Annotated in this window: 17 protein-coding genes; 8 read left to right on the top strand and 9 right to left on the bottom strand. The window is 70.0% G+C overall.

All coding sequences use genetic code 11. The features are described from left to right. Positions 1 to 70 precede the first annotated feature (70 nt). Complete coding sequence (locus DTS01S_RS12665) at positions 71 to 1,399, bottom strand: ABC transporter substrate-binding protein (RefSeq protein ID WP_016451409.1); 1,329 nt, start codon at positions 1,397 to 1,399, stop codon at positions 71 to 73. A 209-nt stretch (positions 1,400 to 1,608) separates the two neighbouring features. Here DTS01S_RS12665 and DTS01S_RS12670 point away from each other — a divergent pair, with 209 nt between their 5' ends. Further along, complete coding sequence (locus DTS01S_RS12670; RefSeq protein WP_047326805.1) at positions 1,609 to 2,586, top strand: alpha/beta fold hydrolase; 978 nt, start codon at positions 1,609 to 1,611, stop codon at positions 2,584 to 2,586. A gap of 55 nt (positions 2,587 to 2,641) precedes the next feature. Here DTS01S_RS12670 and DTS01S_RS12675 read toward each other — a convergent pair whose 3' ends face one another. Next, a complete protein-coding gene (locus DTS01S_RS12675; RefSeq protein ID WP_061287832.1) occupies positions 2,642 to 5,176 on the bottom strand; it encodes a penicillin acylase family protein in 2,535 nt (844 codons plus the stop codon). Between the two features lie 185 nt (positions 5,177 to 5,361). Here DTS01S_RS12675 and DTS01S_RS12680 point away from each other — a divergent pair, with 185 nt between their 5' ends. Next, positions 5,362 to 5,742 (top strand): hypothetical protein, encoded by a 381-nt coding sequence (locus DTS01S_RS12680; protein ID WP_034363630.1) that lies wholly within the window; start codon positions 5,362 to 5,364, stop codon positions 5,740 to 5,742. Positions 5,743 to 5,890: 148 nt separating this feature from the next. On the opposite strand, the gene DTS01S_RS12685 is transcribed toward DTS01S_RS12680, so the two are convergent. The 4 genes from DTS01S_RS12685 to DTS01S_RS12700 all read right to left on the bottom strand — a co-directional run bounded on the left by DTS01S_RS12685 (position 5,891) and on the right by DTS01S_RS12700 (position 10,566). Beyond that, on the bottom strand, positions 5,891 to 6,640 hold the full coding sequence (locus tag DTS01S_RS12685; RefSeq protein WP_016449226.1) for a sterol desaturase family protein: 750 nt from the start codon (positions 6,638 to 6,640) through the stop codon (positions 5,891 to 5,893). A gap of 19 nt (positions 6,641 to 6,659) precedes the next feature. Further along, on the bottom strand, positions 6,660 to 7,652 hold the full coding sequence (locus DTS01S_RS12690; protein WP_034363628.1) for an LD-carboxypeptidase: 993 nt from the start codon (positions 7,650 to 7,652) through the stop codon (positions 6,660 to 6,662). Between the two features lie 274 nt (positions 7,653 to 7,926). Then, positions 7,927 to 9,246, bottom strand: coding sequence for a tRNA adenosine(34) deaminase TadA (tadA, locus tag DTS01S_RS12695; protein ID WP_061287855.1), 1,320 nt, complete (start codon positions 9,244 to 9,246; stop codon positions 7,927 to 7,929). A 60-nt stretch (positions 9,247 to 9,306) separates the two neighbouring features. After that, positions 9,307 to 10,566 carry a branched-chain amino acid ABC transporter substrate-binding protein gene (locus tag DTS01S_RS12700; RefSeq protein ID WP_061287833.1) on the bottom strand — a complete coding sequence of 420 codons (1,260 nt, stop codon included), beginning with the start codon at positions 10,564 to 10,566 and terminating at the stop codon, positions 9,307 to 9,309. Between the two features lie 467 nt (positions 10,567 to 11,033). On the opposite strand from DTS01S_RS12700, the gene DTS01S_RS12705 reads away from it, so the two are divergent. After that, complete coding sequence (locus DTS01S_RS12705; RefSeq protein ID WP_016451402.1) at positions 11,034 to 13,040, top strand: peptidase U32 family protein; 2,007 nt, start codon at positions 11,034 to 11,036, stop codon at positions 13,038 to 13,040. Here DTS01S_RS12705 and DTS01S_RS12710 read toward each other — a convergent pair. Together DTS01S_RS12710 and DTS01S_RS12715 are read right to left on the bottom strand one after the other, a co-directional pair. Continuing rightward, positions 13,004 to 13,285, bottom strand: a complete 282-nt coding sequence (locus DTS01S_RS12710; RefSeq protein WP_016451401.1) for a hypothetical protein — start codon at positions 13,283 to 13,285, stop codon at positions 13,004 to 13,006. The two genes, DTS01S_RS12705 and DTS01S_RS12710, sit on opposite strands and share 37 nt — an antisense overlap. 10 nt (positions 13,286 to 13,295) lie before the next feature. Next, entirely contained in the window at positions 13,296 to 15,638 is a 2,343-nt protein-coding gene (locus tag DTS01S_RS12715; RefSeq protein ID WP_016451400.1) for an FdhF/YdeP family oxidoreductase, read from the bottom strand. Positions 15,639 to 15,766: 128 nt separating this feature from the next. On the opposite strand from DTS01S_RS12715, the gene DTS01S_RS12720 reads away from it, so the two are divergent. Then, on the top strand, positions 15,767 to 16,225 hold the full coding sequence (locus DTS01S_RS12720; protein WP_047218404.1) for a GNAT family N-acetyltransferase: 459 nt from the start codon (positions 15,767 to 15,769) through the stop codon (positions 16,223 to 16,225). 12 nt (positions 16,226 to 16,237) lie between these two features. Here the strand turns inward: DTS01S_RS12720 and DTS01S_RS12725 are convergent, their stop codons facing one another. After that, positions 16,238 to 19,000, bottom strand: coding sequence for a LuxR C-terminal-related transcriptional regulator (locus tag DTS01S_RS12725; RefSeq protein WP_061287834.1), 2,763 nt, complete (start codon positions 18,998 to 19,000; stop codon positions 16,238 to 16,240). A gap of 176 nt (positions 19,001 to 19,176) precedes the next feature. Between DTS01S_RS12725 and DTS01S_RS12730 the strand changes: the two genes are divergently transcribed. The 4 genes from DTS01S_RS12730 to DTS01S_RS12745 all read left to right on the top strand — a co-directional run bounded on the left by DTS01S_RS12730 (position 19,177) and on the right by DTS01S_RS12745 (position 22,881). Beyond that, entirely contained in the window at positions 19,177 to 19,959 is a 783-nt protein-coding gene (locus tag DTS01S_RS12730; protein ID WP_016451398.1) for an SDR family NAD(P)-dependent oxidoreductase, read from the top strand. A gap of 134 nt (positions 19,960 to 20,093) precedes the next feature. Beyond that, positions 20,094 to 21,278, top strand: coding sequence for an acetyl-CoA C-acetyltransferase (locus DTS01S_RS12735; RefSeq protein WP_016451397.1), 1,185 nt, complete (start codon positions 20,094 to 20,096; stop codon positions 21,276 to 21,278). 69 nt (positions 21,279 to 21,347) lie between these two features. Beyond that, entirely contained in the window at positions 21,348 to 22,172 is an 825-nt protein-coding gene (locus DTS01S_RS12740; protein ID WP_016449217.1) for an ABC transporter ATP-binding protein, read from the top strand. Next, positions 22,156 to 22,881, top strand: coding sequence for an ABC transporter ATP-binding protein (locus DTS01S_RS12745; protein WP_016451396.1), 726 nt, complete (start codon positions 22,156 to 22,158; stop codon positions 22,879 to 22,881). The genes DTS01S_RS12740 and DTS01S_RS12745 overlap by 17 nt, the downstream gene beginning before the upstream one ends. Position 22,882 lies beyond the last annotated feature (1 nt).

Here is a 22,882-nt window from a genome sequence, read left to right on the forward strand (position 1 = left end):
TCAAGGGGAGTGCATGCAGGCGCCCGGTGCCGGGCCCCTGCGCCACCTACCACGCCACCTACTGCGCCACCTACCGGGCCAGGCCGCGCGCCTCGGCCGCCAGCTTGGCCGCGCGCTCGTAGTTGGCACGCGCCTTGTCGGCCCACATCTGCTCCAGGCCCGTCAGCTCCTTGGACACGGCCACATCGCGCCGGCTCTTGCGGAACAGCTCCAGGAACTGCTCGTCCTTCACATTGGCTTCGCCCACCAGCGGCGAGTAGGCAATGTCGCGCGCCTGCGCCAGCAGCTCCTGCCCCTTGGCATTGGGCTTGGCCTGCAGGGCCTTGTGCGCCTCCTGGATGGCGCGCGTGGCCGCCTGCAGCTCCTTGAGGCGGAAGGTCACCATCTGGTCGAACAGGCTGATCACCACGGCATAGCGCGACTCGGACAGGTTGGCGTCGAACTGCACCTTGGCGCGCTGCGCCACCTCCTGCGGCACGGGGTAGCCGGCCGGCGCCTTGAGCTGGCTGTAGGGCAGGATGGGCAGGCGGCTGATCTTGGGGTCGAACAGCAGCTGCTGGCCCGGCACCGACATGGTGAAGGCCATGAACTTGCGCGCCTCGTCGGCATTCTTGGCGCCCGCGATCAGCGCGATGTTGGCCGGCACCACGGCCGTCATCGCCGGGTAGGCGAAGTCCACCGGGAAGCCCGAGTACTTGCCCGCCAGCCCGAAGAAATCGATCACGATGCCTATGCCGTACTGGCCGTTGTTCACGCCATCGGGCACGGCAAAGCTGCGGTCGGTCACGGCGGCGGCGTTGCCCATCATGGACAGCAGCTGGCGCCAGCCCTTGTCCCAGCCCTCGCCCTGCAGGATGGTCTCCACCGTCAGCTGCGTGGTGCCCGAGCGCGAGGGCGAGGAGATGGCGATGTGGCCGAAGTACTCGGGCCGCGTCAGGTCGCTCCACTCCTTGGGCGCCGCCAGCTTGTGCGCCTTCAGGTAGCGCGTGTTCCACATGATTCCGTAGCCGGCCAGCGCCTGGCCGTAGTACAGGCCCTGCGGGTCGTTGAGCGGGTAGTTGCCGATCTTGGCGGGCGCGGCCGGATTGCGCGTCTCGGGCGCGGCGGTCAGCAGCTTGTTGCGCGCCAGCACCTCGAAGGCATCAGGGGCGCTGGCCCACATGATGTCGGGCCGCTGGCCCTCGGGCAGCTCGCGCACATAGGCCACGGCGGCCGTGGTGTTCTTGTTCAGGATCTCGATCTTGATCCCCGGATTGGCCGCCTCGAAGGCCTTCTGGTAGGCCGTGGTCAGCTCCTTGGGAAACGAGGTCAGCACCGTCACCGTGCCGGCCTGGGCCGCCATGGCGGCGCCCCACAATCCTGCGGCCATGGCGGCCGTCAGCCATCTGCGTTGCTGCATTGCTGTCTCCTTCGGGTTGTTGTGCGGTCGATCTGCAACCCACTGTAGGCAGCGCCGGCCCGGCCGGCCAATCATTGTTTCTGATGCCGTGCATCAGCGGCGGCGGCGCTCGGGTTACTACCTGCGGGTCTGCCGCCACAGGGAAATCCCGCGCCACCGCTGTCCCGCCCCTGACTGCTGCACAGCAGCAAACCGGAATAATCGGCGGGATGCTGCAAGCCCCCTCTTCCCTCCCCGCCACGGCCGCTGAAGAAGCGCCCATCTACGCTCCCACACGCCCCTGGCGCTCGCGCATGGTGCCGGTGCGCACCATGGAGTACCACGTGCGCGAGTGGGGACCTGTGGATGGCGATCCCGCGCTGGCGCCGCTGGTGCTGGTGCACGGCTGGATGGATGTGGCGGCCTCCTACCAGTTCGTGGTCGATGCCTTTGGCGAGGCCTTCATGGCGGGGCGCCGCATCATCGCGCCGGACTGGCGCGGCTTCGGCCTGAGCCGGCCGGCCTGGCCTGCCGACCGGCATGACTTTGCCGACTACCTGGGCGACCTGGACCATCTGCTGGACACCCTGGCGGGCGATACGCCCGTGGACCTGGTGGGCCACAGCATGGGCGGCAACGTGTCCATGATGTATGCGGGCGCGCGGCCTGCACGCATACGCCGGCTGGTCAACCTCGAAGGCTTCGGCATGCCGGCCACCCGGCCAGACCAGGCGCCTGCGCGCTATGCGCAGTGGATGGACGAGCTGCGCCAGCTGCGCAGCGGCGGCATGGAACTCAAGAGCTATGACAGCGTGCAGGACGTGGCGCGCAGGCTGATGAAGACCAACCGCCGCCTGCCCGAGGACAAGGCGCTGTGGCTGGCCCACCACTGGGCGGCGCCCAATGCGCAGGGCCGCTGGGAAATCCTGGGCGACACGGCGCACAAGCTCATCAGCGCCCAGCTGTTCCGCGTGGAAGAAATCCTGGCCCTGTACCGCGCCATCACGGCGCCGGTACTGGCCGTCGAGGCCAGCGACGACAGCCTGGGCATGTGGTGGAAGGACCGCTACACGCTGGCCGAGTACCACGAGCGCATCGGGCAGATTGCGGACTGCCGCACGGCCGTGGTTCAGGACGCCGGCCATATGCTGCACCACGACCAGCCGGCGGCCGTGGCCGGGCTGATCGAGCAATTCCTCAGCACCTGAGGCCTGCGCGCGCCGCTACTGCAGCCTATTGCAACCTACTGCAACCTACTGCAACCTACTGCGGCCGCAGCATCATCGAATGGCGCCAGCGCGCGGGCGCCATCTGCAGCGGCCGGTAGCGGCCGTCGGCCCATTCGGCAGACATGTCCGCATAGCGGCTGGACAGGGCCACGCCGCTTTGGCCGGTCTGGTAGATGAACAGCGAGCGCTCGGGCTCGGCCAGGTCGTAGATGGCGCGCAGCGATGCCGCATGGCGGTTGGCGAACGGCGCCCTGGCATCGCCGGGCAGGTACTGGCCCACGTTGACGGTGTAGCTGTCACCGCCCGAAGGCACGCTGACATTGAAGATGCCCGCCAGCAGCCCCACGCTGCCCAGCGGCCGGTGGCTGCTCAGGGCCGCATGCGCCGTGCCCCAGCGCCAGCGGCCCAGATCGCTGCCCTGCATGGACTGCAGGCGCACCAGCGCCCGGTCCAGCGCCTGGCTGACCTGGGCACTGCAGCCTGCAGCCGCGCACCACCAGCCGTCGCGGCGTTCCAGCATGCCTTCGATGCCTGCGCGGTAGTCGCGCTTGCCATAGGTGGCCGCAAAGGTCTGTGCGCCAATGCGCGGGATCACCAGGCCGCGCGTGAGTTCGTCCACCCAGGCGGCAAAGATCAGGGGCGCGGCCTGCGCAGCATCCATGCGGCCGTCGAACTGCGCCATCACCCGGCGCGCCTGCCCGGCCAGCGGATGTGTGGCCGGCGCTTCGTCCAGGGCCTTGAGCATTTGCGGCAGCAGGGCACGGGCGGCCAGCGAGGTCTGGTCGTTCTGGATGGAGGCCATGCTGACCACGTCGTGCCTGTCCTTCGCATCGATGAGTTCGGTGATGCGCTGGTGCCGGTACGGCAGGCTCCAGTCCTGGGTGAGGAAGTGGGCATAGCCCTCGCGCGTGATGCGCTGGTTGGCGGTGGCCAGATAGCCCTGCGCCGTTCCATCGTCCTGCGGGGCCTGGTCGTAGGGCAGCCAGCCCTGCCAGTCGTAGCGTGCCTCCCAGCCCGGCGCGGGCGCCACGCCGCGCAGGTCGTTGTCGGCCGCGCGCAGCGGCACCCGGCCTGCGGCCTTGAAGCCGATGTCGCCATGGACATCGGCCGCGACGATGCTCTGCATGGGCGAGTGGTAGTCGGCAAAGGCCTCGAACAGCTGGGCCACGCTGCGCGCCTCGTTGGCGCGCAGGCCGGCCTGCACGGTGAGGTTGTCGGTGTCCAGCGCGGCCCAGCGCAGGGCCACGGCGTAGCGGCGCTTGTCGAGCACGGCCTCGTACTGGGGCTGCACATCGCTGATCACGGGGCCGTGGCGCGTGCTGCGCAGCGTGAGCTGCACATCGGCCCGGCCCTTGACCCTGATGCGCTCGCTGCGCTCGGTGAAAGGCGCCCAGCCGTCCGGCGTGCGGTAGCGGCCCGGGTTGCCTGGATCGATCTGCTCCAGGTACAGATCCTGCACATCGGGATTGGTGTTGGTAAAGCCCCAGGCCACCTCGCGCGTGCGCCCCAGCACCACGAAGGGCAGGCCCGGCAGGGTGGCCCCCACCACATCGATGGGCGCCAGCGGCGTGCCGTCCTGCGCATGGCCGGCGGGCGACTGCAGGCGCGCGTAGTACCAGATGGCGGGCGCGCTCAGGCCCAGATGGGGATCGTTGGCCAACAGGGGCTTGCCGCTGACCGTGCGGCTACCCGACAGCACCCAGTTGTTGCTGCCCTTGCCGTCGTTGGTGCCCGCATCGCGCACCATGTCGCGGGACCAGCGGGCCCAGGCATCGCTCGCCTCGCCGGCAGCAGCCACCTTGGGCGCAGACGCCGCCTGTGCCTCCTGGCGGTACACGCCCAGCCCTCGGTAAAGCGCGGCCAGATCGGTGGCGGTGGCCGGCGCCTCGCCCGGATAGGGCGACATCAGCTGCCACAGCTGCTGTGTGTCCAGTTGCGAGAGCGCGGCCAGCCGCGCGAACTCGTTGCCCCAGTTGCCGCCCAGGTCCAGCGCCATCATCAGCGCCCAGCCCACGCTGTCCTCGGGCGCCCAGGCCGAGCTGTCGCCTCCGCCCGGCGTGGTGCCCAGCAGCATGAATTCGGGCACCTGCGGATGCTGGCGCATGGGCAGGGCCGCATAGAAGGCCGCGATGCCCTCGCTGTAGGCCTGCAGCGCCTCGCGCGCGTTGGCGGGCAGGGATGCGTACTGGCGCCGCGCCGCGCCGCGTATGTCCAGCGCACGCATGAGCTTGTCGGTGTCCAGCGTGGCCGGCCCGAGGATCTCGGACAGCGTGCCGTGCATCAGGCGGCGGTTGAACTCCAGCTGCCAGCCGCGCTCCTGCGCATGCACATGGCCCAGCGCGCGCCACAGGTCCTGCGGCGTGAAGGCGCTGATGTGGGTGATGTCGGCCTCGTCGCGCCGCACACGCACGGGCTGCTCCAGGCCGGCCAGCGTGAGCTGTCCGTCGAGCACCGGCTGCACGCGCACGGCATAGATGGCCACCGCGCTGCCGGCCAGCAGGGCCGAGCCGACCAACGCCACGGCGCCCACGCTCCACCATCGCGAGTTCAGGATTCGCATGATTCCCATTCTTCTCCCTTCCCCCTGCTTTTTTTCATATCGTAGTGTTGCAGTTTGTAGCATATGAACTGGTCCATTGCTCACATTGCTCACGACGAATCGTCAGCAAGTCTGGCCCCGCCTTCAGGCGACAATCAGCGCCCGCCCTGCGCAAATGGATGCAGGGCGCCAGACAGAAACAGGAAGTACCAGGAATGTGGCCTTTCAGCCTCTTGAAGAAGCTCAGCCAGGACCCGCCCGTGGGCCAGCCCCGTGGTGACTACATAGGCTGCTACCTGCTGGGAACCGAGGCGCCGGGCCAGGCCGGTGTCAGCTACGTCTCGCTGGCCACCACGCGCGAGCAGCTGCAGGCCGATGCCCGCGCCTACCTTGAAGGCTTCGTGCGCGACCACCCCGAAGCGGCCGACACCGACCTGTCCGCCATCCGCTCCCTGCTGGAGAACCTGCCCCAGCGCCTGGACGCCCACCTGTCCGGCGACACGCGCGCGCCGCTGGCCGAGCAAGGCGGCACCGTGCTCTTCCTGCGCACCGGCATGCGCGCCCGCCGCAAGGAAAACGGCCGCTACCTCGAATAGCAGTCAGCCCCCCGCCACCGGACAGAGCATCAAAAACTGGCGCGGCCAAGAACAAGGGACAGCGAGCAAGGGCCTACGCCGGCCGCGCCGCCCCGCAGCGAGGCTGTAGTCCCCCCCGCGAAGCGAGAGGGGGAAGGCGCGCAGCGCCTCAGGGGGAGTTCTGCTTGTGCACGTCTTGCCAGCGCAGCATGTCGGTCACGCGCTCGGCCTTGTCGGCATCAAAGCCCAGGCGCTCCACCCGCTCGGCCGGATTGGCCCAGGTGCCGAACAGCAGATCCCAGACGGGCAGGCCGTAGTTCTGCGCATGGTGGCCGTACTGGTGGTGCACGGTGTGCATCTCGGGCCGCTGCACGATGTATCCCAGCCAGCGCGGCGTGCGGATGTCGGCATGCAGGAACAGGTCGAACGCCCCCGTGAGGCCGATGGCAAAGGCGGCAGCCAGCGGGCTGGCCCCCAGCACCCAGTAGCTGGAGAGCGCGCTCAGCAGCACGGCGGCGGCCGTGTCCATGGGATGGGCGAAAAACGCCGTGAGCGCCTCCACGCGCGGCGCGCTGTGGTGAAGCTGGTGGAACAGGCGCCACAGCGTGTCCGACCGGTGCGTGGCGCGGTGCCACCAGTAAAAGACAAAGCTGGTGAGCACAAAGCTCAGTGCGCCCACGGCCCAGGCCGGCCATTGCCGGCCCACGTCCAGCAGCGCATGGCGGCGGATGCCGTCCGAGAACAGATGGCCTACCGCCAAGGTGGTGGCCAGCGTGCCCAGGCCCAGCAGCGTGGACAGGATCAGCCAGCGCCGGTCGCAATGGTTGCGCGAGGCCGGCGCGATCACCTCGCGCGTGAAGATGCCGACGAACATCAGCGCCAGCAGCGGGTAGGCCGCGAACTCCCACATCTGCAGCATGCCGTCTGCTCCTTGCCGCTCAGTGCACGTGGCCCCAGTAGATCAGCGCATCGCGCCCTTCGACCGACAGCGACACGGGCGCGCCCACGGGCAGCATCACCTTGGTCGGCACATGGCCGTAGGGCAGGCCCTGCAGCACGGGGCACTTGACCTGGCTGCGCAGCCAGTCGATCACGGTCTGCAGCTTGAAGCCCTTGTCATGCGAGCTGAGCTTGAACTCGCTGAACTGGCCGAACACGATGGCCTTTTGCTGGGCCAGCACGCCCGCATGCAGCAGCTGGGTCAGCATGCGCTCCACGCGGTAGGGATGCTCGCCCACGTCTTCCAGGAACAGGATGCCGCCCTTGATCTGCGGGAAGTACGGCGTGCCCAGCAGGGACACCAGCACGGCCAGGTTGCCGCCCCACAGCGTGGCGCCGCCGCTGATGTAGAAGTCCTTGACGGCAGGCTTGCCGTCTTCGCGCAGGCCGATCTTCGGCATCTGCCAGCCCGCGCCCTCGCCCTGGCCGCTGAGCAGGTCGTTGAAGCAGTCCAGCATGATGTCGTCCACGCCGCCCTCGTCGTCGGGGCGGCCGAAGTCGTGCACCAGCAGCGGGCCGGCCCAGGTGGTGGCGCCGGTCTTGGCCAGCAGGGCCAGCGACAGCGCCGTGAAGTCGCTCAGGCCCACGAAACGCGTGCCGCCTGCGATGGCCTTGGCCACGGCCTTGTACTTGATGCCCGGCAGGATGCGCGTGAGGCCGTAGCCGCCGCGCGTGGGCAGCGCCAGGTCGGCACCGCTGGCCGCCGCACGGTCGATGGCCGCCAGGCGCGTGGCGTCGTCGCCGGCAAAGCGCTGGTGGCTGCTCAGCGCATCGGCATCGATCTCCACCTGGTGGCCCATGGCCTCCAGGCGGCGCACGGCCCGCTTGAAACCGGCCTTGTCGCGCACGGCGCCGGCGGGCGAGTAGATATAGATGTGGCGCGGACCCTGGTCATGCGCGTGGCCGCAGCAGCTGCCGTCGGCGGCGTGCACATGCTCGTGGTCGTGGGCATCCCCATGGTCATCGGCACGCCCGTGGCCATGCGCGCAGCACTGGCCGTCGGCTGAATGCACATGCTCGTGCGAGTGATCTGCGGGAGCAGAAACGGTAGCGGTAGCGGCTGCCGTTTTGCGGGGGGTGCGGGAACTGCGCGAAGTGGCCAAGGTGGTTCCATGCCGGCCCTGGCCGGCATGCTCCATATTGCAAGGGGAGTGAAGACGGGGACCTGGCGCCGCGCAGCCCCGGCAAGGGGCCGGCGGCGCTGGCCTATGGGCGGAAGTATTCCACAGCGTCGGCCACCATGCCGGCTGCGCACAGGGGAACCCAATGGCCGCACGGGGATAGGCGCAGCTGCGCCGGCGGCAGCTGTGGCAGCGCCTGCAGCCAGGCCTGTCGCCATGCGGGCGCGGGCAGCAGCACATCGTGCTCGCCGCCTTGCACCCACAGGCGCTGCTGCTGGCTCCACTGCGCCAGCAACGCCATCGGCAGCGCAGGCATTTCGGCCCGCACGCGGGGCCAGGCCTGCAGCGCGGCGCGGTGGCCGGGTTGGGAAAACGGCAGGTTCCAGGCCTGCGGCTGTGCGCCGGCCTCCTCGCCCACCTCGCGCATGGCGCGGCCCACGGGCCATGACGGCTTGCGCGCCGCCTGCGCAAACCATTGCATGCAGGCATCGGGCGCCAGGCCTGCGGGCCAGGCATTCATGAGCCAGGCGCCGCAAAAACGGGCGGGCTCGGCCTGCGCCACGGCCAGGCCCAGGTGCACGCCATCGTCATGGCCGACCAGCACGATGTTCCGCAGGTCCAGCGCCAGCACCAGCTCGCGCAGCACTTGCACATGCCAGGCCGCGCTGTGCGCCTTGTCCTTCTTGGGCTGGTCGCTGCGGCCAAAGCCCGGCAGGTCGGGAACGACCACGCGATGGCCGGCCTGGAGCCACCCGGGCAGCATGGGCTGGAACAGCTGGCCCCATGCCGGGCTGCCGTGCAGGCACAGCCATGTCAGCGGTGCATCATGCGGTCCTTCATCGACCACGGCCAGGCGCAGGCCTGCCAGCGCCGGCAGGTCGCTGCGCCACTGCGGCTGGGCAAAGCCGCCGAAGGTGGAATCCGCATGGCGCAGCGCCGTGTCCTTGAGCGGATGCGGCTGGGCCGCGCGCTGCTCGGCCCGGCGCGTGCGAAAGAAGTCCGACATCAGGGCCGCGCATTCGCCGGCCAGCACGCCGCGCGTCACCTGCGTGTGGTGGTTGATCTGCGGCAGCGCAAACACGTCCAGCACCGATCCGGCCGCGCCCGTGCGCGGCTCGGCCGCGCCATAGACCACGCGGCCCAGGCGCGCATGCAGCATGGCGCCGCTGCACATGGTGCACGGCTCCAGGGTCACGTAGAGCGTGCAGTCGTCCAGCCGGTAGTTGCCCAGGTGCGCGGCCGCATCGCGCAGCGCCAGCACCTCGGCATGGGCCGTGGGATCGCCGTGGGCCACGGGCGCGTTGCGGCCCCGGCCGATGATGGCGCCGTCCTTGACGATGACGGCGCCCACGGGCACCTCGCCCGCCCCGGCAGCGGCGCGTGCCAGCTCCAGGGCGGCGCGCATCCAGGCCTCGTCGTCGGCCTGCGGCAAGAAAGGGTGTTCGGCAGCCACGTCGTCAGCGCGTCAGGGCAGCGCCTTGCGCACGCCCTGCGCGTAGTGGTACAGCGTGACCACCGGCGCCTGCAGCTCGCCCTGGGGCGTGAAGGCAATCGGCGCCGTCACGCCCTCATACCGGGTCTGGCGCAGATAGGGGATATAGGCATCGGGCCGGATGGAATCGGCCCGCACCATGGCCTGGGCCAGCACCATGGTGGCATCGTAGGCGTAGGGGCTGAAGACCTGGTACTGGTCGGCAAAGCGCTGGTCATAGCGCTGCTTCCAGGCGGTGCCGCCCGGCATGCGCTCCAGCGGGCTGCCGCCCACGGCGCAGGTCACGTTGCGCAGCGGCGCCGCGTTGCCGGCCAGCTCGGGCAGGCGCAGCGTGCACTGGCCGTCGCCGCCCAGAAAGCGCACCTTGTCCATGGCCAGCTGGGCCATCTGCCTGAGCATGGGGCCGGCCTGGGCATCCAGGCCGCCGAAGAAGATGGCGTCGGGCTTCTTGCCCTTGATGGCCGTGAGGATGGGGACGAAGTCCGTGGACTTGTCGCCGGTGTACTGCTTGTCCACGATCTCGATGCCCTGCTCGCGCGCCTGGGCCTCGAACAGCGCCACGATGCCCTGGCCGTAGGCCGAGCGGTCATCGATGATGGCCACGCGCTTGACGCCCAGCTTGCCCACGGCGTGGGACACCAGCGCATCGACCATGGCGCGGTCGTCGGCGATCACGCGGTACGTGGTGTCATAGCCCGACTGGGTGATGGCCGGGTTGCTGGCCGCCGGCGTGACCATGACGATGCCGCAGTCCTGATAGATGGACGTGGCCGGCAGCGTGGTGCCCGACTGCAGGTGGCCGACCACGGCCGCCACCTTCTTGTCGCACAGGCGCCGGGCCAGGGCCACGGCCTGGCCGGGGTCGCCGCCGTCGTCGCCGGCCTCCAGCTTCCAGTGCAGCTTGCGCCCGCCGATCTCCAGGCCCTTGGCATTGAGATCGTCCAGGGCCATGCGCACGCCGTTTTCCTCATCCTTGCCCAGGCTGGCAATGGGGCCGGACACCGGCCCGGCATGGGCAATGCGCACCACCAGGGGCGCATCGGCTGCACCCGGTGCAGCGGGCGCAGCGGGTGCAGCGGCCGTACCGGGTGCAGCCGCCGCAGCGGAAGCCCCTGCCGCCTGCCCGTTGGCCGGGCCGCTTCCCGGCAGCGCCCAGGCCAGGCCGCCGCTGCCCAGCATGGCGCACAGCAGGGCCGGGCCGGCCCACGGGAAATGGCGAATCGAGGCGTGCATGGCAACTCCTGGAAAAAACGGTCAATCAGTGAAACGGCGCCTTGGCCAGCGAAATCCGCTGCGGCGTGGCCAGTCTGGCGCTGCCCGGCCGGTCAAGGACTGGCGCAGCGAAAGCGCACCAGGCAGAGGGCGGAGCAGGCACGGGCCAGGGTGTCCGGCATGGCGGCCCGGCCCGTGCAGTGCGCATCCTAAAGGATAGGCAAAAACCGGCGCTGCGCGTCCGGGCATCGGGCGCATACCCCCTGGCGCACGTTTTTTCGGGGCTGCGGCGATAATGCTGCGCCTCACCGCAAACGGGCTGCGAGGTTTTCGTCGCCGGACCGCCCCAAGACAAAAAGCGGCCCCCTTGGGGGGCAGCGGACCTTGCGCAGCAAGGGTAGCGTGGGGGCCAGTTTTCCCCCGCATTGCGCCCGACGCCCGGCCCCCCACGCCGGTGCGGGTACGAACACAGAACACCACAAAGCCCCATGTCCCTCCTGCCCCACCAGCTCGAACTCCTGTCTCCCGCGCGCGATGCCGACATCGGCATCGAGGCCGTGAACCATGGCGCCGACGCCGTCTACATCGGCGGCCCGGCCTTCGGCGCGCGCGCCACGGCGGGCAACGACATCCGCGACCTGCAGCGCCTGATCAACCACGCGCACCGCTTCGGCAGCCGCATCTTCATCACGCTCAACACCATCCTGCGCGACGATGAACTGGAGGCCGCGCGCAAGATGGCCTGGCAGATCTACGAGGCCGGTGCCGACGCGCTGATCATCCAGGACATGGGCCTGCTGGAGCTGGACCTGCCGCCCATCCAGCTGCACGCCAGCACCCAGACCGACATCCGCACGCCCGAGAAGGCGCGCTTCCTGCAGGATGCCGGCCTGTCGCAGATCGTCGTTGCGCGCGAGCTGGACCTGCAGCAGATCGCCGCCGTGCGTGCGGCCACCGACCCGGCGCGCACCACCATCGAATTCTTCGTGCACGGCGCGCTGTGCGTGGCCTACTCGGGCCAGTGCTACATCACCCACGCCCACACGGGCCGCAGCGCCAACCGCGGCGACTGCAACCAGGCCTGCCGCCTGCCCTACGAGGTGCTGGACGCCAGCGGCCGCATCATTGCCCACGAAAAGCACGTGCTGTCCATGAAGGACAACAACCAGAGCGACAACCTGCGCGCACTGATCGACGCCGGCGTGCGCAGCTTCAAGATCGAGGGCCGCTACAAGGACATGGGCTACGTGAAGAACATCACGGCCCACTACCGCAAGCTGCTGGACGAAATCATCGAGGAGCGCGAATTCTCCGACACGCCGCTGGCGCGCTCGTCTTCAGGCAGCACCACGTTCAGCTTCACGCCCGACCCCGACCAGAACTTCAACCGCGAGTTCACCGACTACTTCGTCAACGGCCGCAAGGACGACATCGGCGCCTTCGACACGCCCAAGACACCGGGCCGCGCCATCGGCTGGGTCACCAAGGTGGGCGAGAACTTCGTGGAGATCGAGACCTCGAGCCGCGACACCGAACTGCACAACGGCGACGGCCTGTGCTACTACGACCTGCAAAAGGAACTGGTGGGCCTGCAGATCAACCGCGCCGAGTCGGTGGATGCGAAGAAGTCGCTGTGGCGCCTGTTCCCCAAGGACCCCATCGCCGGCTTCAAGGATCTGCGCAAGGGCCTGGAAGTCAACCGCAACCGCGACATGGCCTGGGTGCGCACGCTGGACAAGAAGTCCAGCGACCGCCGCATCGGCCTGTGGGCCGAACTCAAGGAAACGCCCGACGGCTTTGCGCTCACGCTGACCGACGAGGACGGCTTCACCGCCACCGCCGCCATCGTGCAGGAACACCAGGCCGCCACCGACGCAGCCCGTGCCGAGGCCACGCTGCGCGAGCAGCTGGGCCGCTTCGGCGCCACCATTTTTTCCGTGCATGACATCGGCCTGCAACTGAGCCAGCCCTGGTTCGTGCCGGCCTCGGCCCTGAACCAGCTGCGCCGCGACGCCGTCGCCGCGCTGGAGGCCGCACGCCAGGCCGGCTTCGTGCGCCTGCCGCGCGCCCTGCCCGTGGAGCCGCCCGTGCCCTTCCCCGAGGACACGCTGACCTACCTGGCCAACGTCTACAACCAGAAGGCGCACGACTTCTACATCAAGCACGGCGTCAAGGTCATCGACGCGGCCTACGAGAGCAAAGAAGAAGAAGGCGAAGTCAGCCTGATGATCACCAAGCATTGCGTGCGCTTTTCCATGAGCCTGTGCCCCAAGCAGGCCAAGGGCGTGATCGGCGTCAAGGGCACGATCAAGGCCGAGCCGCTGCAGCTGATCAACGGCAAGGAAAAACTCACGCTGCGCTTCGACTGCAAGCCCTGCGAGATGCACGTGGTCGGCAAGATGAAGCGCGCGGTGATCAACCAGCACGCCAAGGAAATGCAGGAGTTTCCGATGCAGTTCTACCGCACGCGTCCCGTGCCCTCGGCCAGCGCCTGACCGGCCTCGGCCTCCACCCACAAGCGCCCGCGCTCCGTCAGGGCCGCCAGCCACCGCCCCTCTTCCTGCTCCAGCCTGACCCAGCCCGGCCCCGGTGTGCCGGCAATGGGCGCATCGCCCATCAGCGCCAGGCAGCGCATGAGCACGCTGGCGCCCTGCCCCAGGCGCTTGCCCAGCCTGGGCAGGGACATGGGTGCGGGCTCGGTGGCCAATTCGCGCAGGATGGCGGCGGCCAGTTCTTCCATGCCTTGCACTTCAGGCCGCCATTTCTTCCAGCGCGGGAGACGGCACGGCAGGCAGCCTGTGCGCCACCAGCTGCACGGGAATGGACTTGGAGCTGGGCGTGCCCGCCACGATGGCCGTGGCCGACAGCGGTACCAGCGGATTGGTCTCCGGATAGTAGGCAGCGATGCAGCCGCGCGGAATGTCGTAGGCCACGAGCCTGAAGCGCTCGGCGCTGCGCTGCTGGCCGTCATCCCACACCGTCTGCAGGTCCACCCAGTCGCCATCCTTCATGCCCAGGGCGCGGATGTCCTCGGCATGGATGAAGACCACGCGGCGCTGTCCGAAGACGCCGCGGTAGCGGTCGTCCATGCCGTAGATGGTGGTGTTGTACTGGTCGTGCGAACGTGTGGTGAACAGCGTGAACACCGGCGATGCGCCGGGGCTGCGCGCGGCGCGTGCGCGGTGCACGGGCGTGTCGCGCGGCACGGCGTGCACGAAGAAGCCGGCCTTGCCCCGGGGCGTCTCCCAGATGCGCTCGCTCGCCGCATTGCGCAGCTTGAAGCCGCCCGGCACGGCCACGCGCGCGTTGAAGTCGTGGAAGTCGTCGAAGACCTGCTCGATCAGCTCGCGTATGCGCGCATAGTCGCCGGCCAGCTCCAGCCAGGGCACGGGCCGCTGCGCGCCCAGCGTGGCGGCAGCCAGGCGCGCGACGATGGCGATCTCGCTGAGCAGGTGCTCGGACGCAGGCGGGTTGATGCCGCTGGAGATATGGACCATGCCCATGGAATCCTCCACCGTCACGCCCTGCGGGCCGGTGGCCTGCATGTCGATCTCGGTGCGGCCCAGGCAGGGCAGGATCAGCGCCTCGCGGCCGTGCACCAGGTGGCTGCGGTTGAGCTTGGTGGTCACATGCACGGTCAGGTCGCAGCGGCGCAGTGCCTGCCAGGTGGCATGCGTGTCGGGCGTGGCCGCCGCGAAGTTGCCGCCCAGCGCGAAGAAGACCTTGCCCCTGCCTTCGAGCATGAGGCGAATGGACTCGACCACGTCCACGCCGTGGGCACGCGGCGGCTCGAAGCCGAAGACCTGCTGCAGCCGGTCCAGCAGCGCGGCCGGCGGCTTTTCCCAGATGCCCATGCTGCGGTCGCCCTGCACATTGCTGTGGCCGCGCACCGGGCAGGCGCCCGCACCCGGGCGGCCGATGTTGCCGCGCAGCAGCAGCAGGTTGACCAGCATCTGCACGGCGGCCACCGAATGCATGTGCTGCGTGATGCCCATGCCCCAGCAGACGATGGTGCTGCGGGCGGCGATGTAGACCTCGGCCGCCGTCTGCATCTGCGCGCGGCTCAGGCCGGACTCGGCCTCCAGCAGGCCCCAGTCCTCGGCCCGCAGGTCCTCGGCCAGGGCCTCGAAGCCGGTCGTGTGTTCGGCGATGAAGGCATGGTCCAGCACGCCGCCGCACCCGTGCCCCAGTGCATCGTCCTGCGCGATCACATGCTTCATGATGCCCTTGACGGCCGCGATGTCGCCGCCCACGCGCAGCTGAAAGTAGTGCGTGCTGATGGGCGTGGCGCCCAGGGTGGCCATCTCCAGCTTGCTTTGCGGGTCCTGGAAGCGCTCCAGCCCGCGCTCGCGCAGCGGGTTGAAGCTCAGGATGCGCGCGCCGCGTTTGTGGGCTGCGCGCAGCTCGCCCAGCATGCGCGGGTGGTTGGTGCCGGGGTTCTGGCCGAAGATGAAGATGGCATCGGCCTGCTCGAAATCGGCCAGCTGCACCGTGCCCTTGCCCACGCCGATCTGCGGCTTCATGCCGCTGCCGCTGGGCTCGTGGCACATGTTGGAGCAGTCGGGGAAATTGTTCGTGCCGTAGGCGCGCACGAACAGCTGGTACAGGAAGGCCGCCTCGTTGCTGGCGCGGCCCGAGGTGTAGAAGATGGCCTGGTTCGGGTCGGGCAGCGCGTTCAGGTGGCGGGCGATCAGCGCAAAGGCGTCGTCCCAGGCGATGGGCCGGTAGCGGTCGCTGGCCGCGTCGTACACCATGGGCTCGGTGAGCCGGCCCTGGTCTTCCAGCCAGAAATCGCTTTGCACCATGAGCTCGGCCACCATGTGCCGGGCAAAGAATTCGGGCGTCACGCGGCGCGCCGTGGCCTCGGCCGCCACGGCCTTGGCACCGTTCTCGCAGAACTCGAAGGTGGAATGGTGGTTGCGGTCGGGCCAGGCGCAGCCCGGGCAGTCGAAGCCGTCGGGCTGGTTGGCCGACAGCAGCGTCTTGGCGCCCTTGACGGCGATATCCTGGCGCATCAGGGCCTGGCTCACGCTGCGCAATGCGCCCCAGCCGCCAGCGGCCCCCTTGTAGAACTCGATCTTTTGTTCGGACATGGGCCGGGAGTGTTCCGCCTGTCCATGATCCAGGTCAAATCACATCTCCAAATGGAGAGATTCAGCAAAGATATGAGCACGGCATCCTTGCCCTGCGCCATGCTGGCAACCTCCGCCCTGAACCGCCGATGAACTCCACAGCCATACACACCGCCATCCCCGAAGACGCCGCGCTGATCGCGCCGCTGTTCGATGCCTACCGCCAGTTCTACGAGCAACCTGCGGATGCCGACGCGGCGCTGGCCTTCATCACGGCGCGGCTGGAGCGCGGCGAATCCGTGATCCTGCTGGCCCGCCGACCGGACGGCAGCGCCCTGGGCTTTTGCCAGCTCTACCCCTCGTTCTGCTCGGTGCTGGCCGCGCCCATCTACGTGCTCTACGACCTCTTCGTGGTGCCCGAGGCGCGCCGCCTGGGCGTGGGCCGCGCCCTGCTGCTGGCGGCCGAAGCCCATGCCCGCGCCACGGGCCATGCACGCATGGACCTGACCACGGCACGCAACAACCTGCGCGCCCAGGCGCTGTACGAGTCGCTGGGCTGGGTGCGTGACGAAGTGTTCCTGACCTATGCGCGCCATCTGCAGGCTTGAGCCGCCAGCGGCCTAGCGCAGAACCCGCAGCTCCCGCGCCAGCGCCACGGCCTGGGTGCGGCTGCGCGCGCCCAGCTTGAGGTTGATGCTGCGCAGGTGGGTGCGCACCGTGCTGTCGGAGACGAAGAGCTTCTCGGCCATGGCCGCATTGGAGTAGCCCGAGGCCAGCAGCTCCAGCACGCGCAGTTCCTTGCGGGTCAGGGGCTCGGCAAGCGCCGTGGCCGGCGCCGGGCCCTGGGGCGCATCCGCTGCCTGCAGCTCGGGGGGATCGGCGGGCTCGGCAGGCTCGCCCAGGGCAGACAGCAGCCGCTGCGCATGGGCGGCCGCCTCCGGCTCCGCCGCTTCCGTGCGGCGCGATAGTGAAAGCGTCTGTGAAGGCGACAGTGAGGGCGACAGCACACGCTGCAGCACGGGCGCGAGCAGCGGCCCCTCATCGAGCATCAGGCGCACAAAGCCTTCGCTGGCACAGTGGCGCAGCGGCTGGGCCAGCATGGCGGCGGCGGCGTCCAAGTCGCCGCAGCCCGCCTCGGCCAGCGCGAACAGCACCTGCAGCTTGAGGCTGCGGTGGCGGCGCCCGCGCAGTTGCGCATCGGCCAGCAAGGGGGCGATGGCATCGCGCACGGCACGGCAGTCGCCAAAGTGCAGACCCCAGCGCAGCCGGGCGATGGCGATGTCCTCCACCTCGTGCGGCGGCAGGCGCAGGCGTTCCACGCGCGGCCATACGCCAGGGTCGTCGGCACGCTCCAGCGCCTCGGACGCGGCCGCCCGGTTGCCCTGCAGCACGAAGATGCGCGCATGTTCCAGCCGCGCGCTGGCCGTCACGCGCGGCAGCTGGCGCTCGTGCCCCAGGTATTCCAGTTCGGTGAGCAGGCCCACGGCGGCATCCACGTCGCCGCGCAGGAAGGCGATGCGCGCGCGCATGCGGTAGCTGGCGATCACGTGGTCGGGCAGGCCCACATCGCGTGCCAGCGGCAGGTAGACCTGCAGCAGGTGATCGGCGCCGTCGATGTCATTGCCCTCGTAGAGCACCCCCGCGTACAGGACGCCTGCCCAGGCATTGCCGTTGGTGGGGTTGTAGGCCGCGCTGCGCGGCGTGGCAGCCAGCGCCACCCTGAAACGCGCTGCCGCCTGGCGCAGCCGGCCGGCGGACAGGTCCAGCACGCCTTCCATGGCCTCGGTGTACATGCGGCTGAACAGGCTGCCGGCCTGGGTGCTGCGTGCCGCATCCAGCAGGCGGCGGGCCTCGTCGGTATCGCCCAGCACCGATGCCACGTAGGCCATGGCATTGGTCAGCGAGCTGTCCGCAAAGGGCCGGCAGCTGGGCAGGCGCGCCAGCGCCTCGCGGCCCAGTGGTGCAGCCTCTTCCACGCGGTCCATCATGGCCAGCAGCAGCGGCCGCAGGGCGATGACCAGGGCCTGCGCGGCAGGGTCGGCGGCCATGCCGGGCTCCAGCGCATCCAGCCACAGCTGTGCCTGCACGGGACCGCGGGTGAAGCAGTCGGCATAGGCGGCCACGGCCTGCAGCAGCGGCTCGCGCGCCAGCAGCGGCGCCGGCAGGGCCGTGAACCAGCGCGACAGCAGGCGCATGCGGCCCTGCTCCATCAGCGCCTCGGCATGGCGCGCCAGCAGGGACAGGGCATGCGGCAGGTCGCCGCCTTCCAGCGCATGCTCGATGGCCGGCACCGGCCGGCCGCAGGATTCGTACCAGCCGCTGGCCGCCAGATGCAGGCGCTGCACCTCGCCGGGGCGCTCGCGCTGCAGCTGGGCGCGAAGGAAGTCGGCAAACATGCTGTGGTAGCGCCAGCTGCGCCTGCCCTGCCCTTCGTCGGCCAGCGGCAGCAAGAACAGATGGGCCTGCTCCAGCGCCTGCAGCATGGCGGCGCCATCGGCGCGCGGCACCAGGGCCTGGCAGACCTGGGCATCCAGCGTGCGCAGGATGCTGGTGCGCAGCAAAAAATCGCGCACGGGCGCGGCCTGCTGTGCCAGCACGTCCTCGGCCAGGTAGTCGGCCACGGCACGCTCCGAGCCCGAGAAGCGCTCGATGAAGTCGCTGTGCGCCCCATGCCGCTCCAGCGCCAGCGAGGCCAGCCACAGCGCGCCTATCCAGCCTTCGGTCTTGTCCACCAGGCGCGCCACGGCCTCGCGCGGCAGCGCGCAGCGGCGCAGGCGAAAGAACTCCTCGGCCTCGGCCGCTGAAAAGCGCAGCAGCGCCGCATCGATCTCGAGCAGCTGGCCGCTGGTGCGCAACCGCCCCAGCCCCAGGGCCGGCAGCGCGCGCGAGCCTATGACCAGCCGGCCGTGCACGGGCAACTGCTCCATCAGCTGGCGCACCAGGCCCAGCACGGCATCGTTGTGCAGCACCTCGAAATCGTCGATGAACAGCGCAAACGACCGGCCTTCGCCGGCCAGCGACTGCAGCGCCCGGGACAGCTCGCCCGGCCCGTCCGCCTCGCGCTCGGCCATGCCGCCCAGGCCGCGCACGGCCGCGCCCAGGCATTGCAGAAAGCGCGAGACATCGTTGTCGGCGGCATCCAGCGTGAGCCAGGCCGTGGCCTGCCCTTCGGCCTGCAGGCGCTCGCGCATCTGGCGCATGGCCGTGGTCTTGCCGAAGCCGGCCGGCGCACGCACCAGCACCACGCGGGCGCGCAGCGCCTCGGGCCAGCGCGCGGCCACCGCCAGGCGCGCCACCTGGGCTGCGGCCGCGCGCGGCGGGCTCAGCTTGGCCTGGGGCACATAGCCGGAACCGGGAGCAGGAATGGGCACTGGGGACGGCATGCGGGCGAGGAGCACATGGCAGGAGGAAGGAGCGGGCACTTTCGTCGGTTTCGACGATGGCGGCAATGCGGGGTGATTCCTAGACTGGCCTGCAGATCATAGGCAGCGCAGCGCGCCCTGTCGCGAGCCAAGGCGACAGAGCGCGCGGCAAAGACTCTCACAAAGGAGACCCACACATGAAGCTTGACGCAAGCATCAGCGCCGTCGTCACGGGCGGGGCATCGGGCCTGGGCGCGGCCACCGCGCGCCGCCTGGCCGCCAGGGGCGTGCGCGTTGCCCTGTTCGACCTCAACGAGACGGCCGGGCAGGCGCTGGCGCGCGAGACAGGCGGCCTGTTCTGCCGCGTGGACGTGACCGACGAGGCCAGCGTGGACGCGGGCTTTGCCCAGGCCCGCGCGGCCCACGGGCAGGAGCGCATCCTGGTCAACTGCGCGGGCACGGGCAATGCCGTCAAGACGGCCAGCCGCGACAAGGCCACGGGCGAGATCCGGCACCTGCCCGTGGCCAATTTCGACCGCATCATCCAGATCAACCTGGTGGGCACCTTCCGCTGCATCGCCAAGTCGGCGGCGGGCATGCTCACGCTGGAGCCGCTGGCCGACGGCGAGCGCGGCGCCATCGTCAACACGGCCTCGGTGGCGGCGCAGGACGGGCAGATGGGCCAGGCCAGCTACTCGGCCAGCAAGGCCGGCATCACGGGCATGACCCTGCCCATTGCGCGCGACCTCATGGGCGAGGGCATCCGCGTGAACACCATCCTTCCCGGCATCTTCGACACGCCGCTGCTGCAGGGCGCGCCCGACAACGTGAAGGCGGCGCTGGCCGCCTCCGTGCCCTTCCCCAAGCGGCTGGGCCAGCCCGACGAATACGCCCACCTGGCCGAGACCATGATCACCAACGGCTACTTCAACGGCGAGTGCGTGCGCCTGGACGGCGCCATCCGCATGGCGCCGCGCTAGGCGTACCGCCCAGGCACCACGGCAGGCACCGTCCCCGCGTTTTCCCTGGCCGGAATCGTCGCTTGCGACGATGCCCGGCCCGCGCCGGCCGGGCCACCATCCCCCCCAGGAATACAGGAACAGGAGACATATCCATGGCACAGGCATACATCGTCGCCGCCACGCGCACGGCGGGCGGCAAGCGCGGCGGAAAGCTCTCGGGCTGGCATCCGGCCGATCTCGCGGCCCAGGTGCTGGACGAGCTGGTGCGCCGCAGCCAGGCCGACCCGGCCCAGGTCGAGGACGTGATCATGGGCTGCGTCAGCCAGGTCGGCCAGCAGGCGACGAACGTGGCGCGCAACGCGGTGCTGGCCTCGTCCCTGCCCGAGTCCGTGCCGGGCACCACGGTGGACCGGCAGTGCGGGTCGTCCCAGCAGGCCCTGCATTTCGCGGCCCAGGCCGTGATGTCGGGCAGCATGGACATGGTGATCGCCGCAGGCGTGGAGAGCATGTCGCGCGTGCCCATGGGCACGCCCAACGCCCTGCCCGCCAAGTCCGGCCTGGGCGTGTACATGAGCCCGGCCATGCAGCAGCGCTATCCAGGCGTGGAGTTCAGCCAGTTCATGGGCGCCGAGATGATGGCCGGCAAGTACGGCCTGGCCAAGGACCAGCTGGACGCCTATGCGCTGCAAAGCCATGAGCGCGCCGTGCAGGCCGCGCGCGAGGGCCGCTTCGACCGCGAGATCCTGGCCGTGCAGGCGCGCAGCGCCGAAGGCGGTGCCGAGGGCGAAGGCCAGCCGCACACGGTGGACGAAGGCATACGCTTCAACGCCACGCTGGAGGGCATTGCCGGCGTCAAGACCATCCGCGAGGGCGGCTGCGTGACCGCCGCCACGGCCAGCCAGATCTGCGATGGCGCCAGCGGCGTCATGGTGGTCAGCGAGCGCGGCCTCAAGGCCCTGGGCGTGCAGCCGCTGGCGCGCATCCACCACATGAGCCTGCTCGGGCACGACCCGGTGATCATGCTGGAGGCCCCCATCCCCGCCACCCAGGCCGCGCTGAAGAAGGCCGGCATGCGCATCTCCGACATCGACCTGTACGAAGTCAACGAGGCCTTTGCCCCCGTGCCCCTGGCCTGGCTGCAGGCCACGGGCGCCGATCCGGCGCGGCTCAACGTCAACGGCGGCGCCATTGCGCTGGGCCATCCGCTGGGCGCCTCGGGCACCAAGCTCATGGCCACGCTGATCCACGCCCTGCATGCGCGCGGCGGGCGCTACGGCCTGCAGACCATGTGCGAGGGCGGCGGCATGGCCAACGTCACCATCATCGAGCGCCTGTAGGCGCCGCCATGCCACCGTGCGGCCGGCGCGGCCCGCGCAGGCCGCCCACCATCGGGGGGAGGGAAAGCCATGAGCCAGGACTCGCAGCCCCTGCTGCGCATTGAAGGCGTTTCGCTGCGCTTCGGCGGCATCGTCGCGCTGGACGGCGTGAGTTTCGATGTTGCGGCAGGCCAGATCTGCGGCCTCATCGGCCCCAACGGTGCGGGCAAGAGCAGCCTGTTCAACTGCCTGTCGCGGCTGTATGCCTGGCAGGCCGGCCACATCCGCTTTCGCGGCCAGCCGCTGGCCACGCTGGCGCGCCACCGCATGGCCGCGCTGGGCATGGGCCGTACCTTCCAGAACCTGGCCCTGTTTTCCAGCATGACGGTGGCCGACAACGTGCGCCTGGGCACGCACAGCCACCAGCACGCCGGCTTTGTGCGCGACGCCCTGCGCCTGCCCGGCGTGCGCCGGCGCGAGGCAGAAGCCCGCGCCCAGGCGCAATCGCTGATGGCCCTGCTGGAGCTGACGGGCGTGGCAGAGCGCCGCGTGGCCGACCTGCCCTTCGGCACGCAAAAGCGCGTGGAGCTGGCGCGCGCCCTGGCCTGCCGCCCGCAGTTGCTGCTGCTGGACGAGCCGGCCTGCGGCCTCAACCATGAGGAGCTGGCCGGCCTGGGCGACCTGATCCTGTCGCTGCGCGACCGGCTGGGGCTGACCGTGCTGCTGGTGGAGCACCACATGGGCCTGGTCATGCGCGTGAGCGACAAGGTCGTGGCGCTGAACTTCGGCCGCAAGATCGCCGAAGGCACGCCGGGCGAGGTCCGCGCCCATGCCGAAGTCATCCGCGCCTACCTGGGCTCGGACATGCAGCCGCAGGATCAGGACAGGGAGGTGGCGCATGCCGGCACTGCTTGAAATCCGCGGACTGCATGCGGCCTACGGGTCGGTGCGCGTGCTGGACGGCATCGACATGGACCTGGCCGAAGGCCGCGTCACGGCCCTGCTGGGCGCCAATGGCGCGGGCAAGACCACCACGCTGCGCGCCATCTGCCGCCACCTGGTGGACACGCGCGGCGAGGTGCGCCTGGCCGGCGAACGCATAGACCGGCACAGCACCGAGCGCATCGCGCGCCAGGGCGTGGGCCATGTGCCCGACGGGCGCGGCACCTTCGCCCAGCTCAGCGCCGAGGAGAACCTGCGCCTGGGCGCGCAGGCCCGGCCCACGCGTGCGGCCCGTGCCGACGTGGCCGGCGACATGGAGCGCATGTTCGGCTACTTCCCCCGCCTGCGCGAGCGCCGCACCCAGCAGGCCGGCACGCTGTCGGGCGGCGAGCAGCAGATGCTGGCCATTGCCCGCGCCCTCATGGGCCGCCCGCGCCTGCTGCTGCTGGACGAGCCCTCCTTCGGCCTGGCGCCGCTGGTGGTGCGCGACATCTTCGGCATCCTGCAGCGCATCAACGCCGAGCAGGGCACGACCATCCTGCTGGTGGAGCAGAACGCGCGCCTGGCGCTGGAGCTGGCGCACAGCGCCTACCTGCTGGAGACCGGCCGCATCGTGCTGCACGGCCCCAGCGAAGCCATGCGCCGCAACGATGCGGTACGCCAGGCCTATCTCGGGGAGTAGC

Source organism: Delftia tsuruhatensis NBRC 16741, assembly GCF_001571325.1.
Taxonomy (GTDB): domain Bacteria; phylum Pseudomonadota; class Gammaproteobacteria; order Burkholderiales; family Burkholderiaceae_C; genus Comamonas; species Comamonas tsuruhatensis.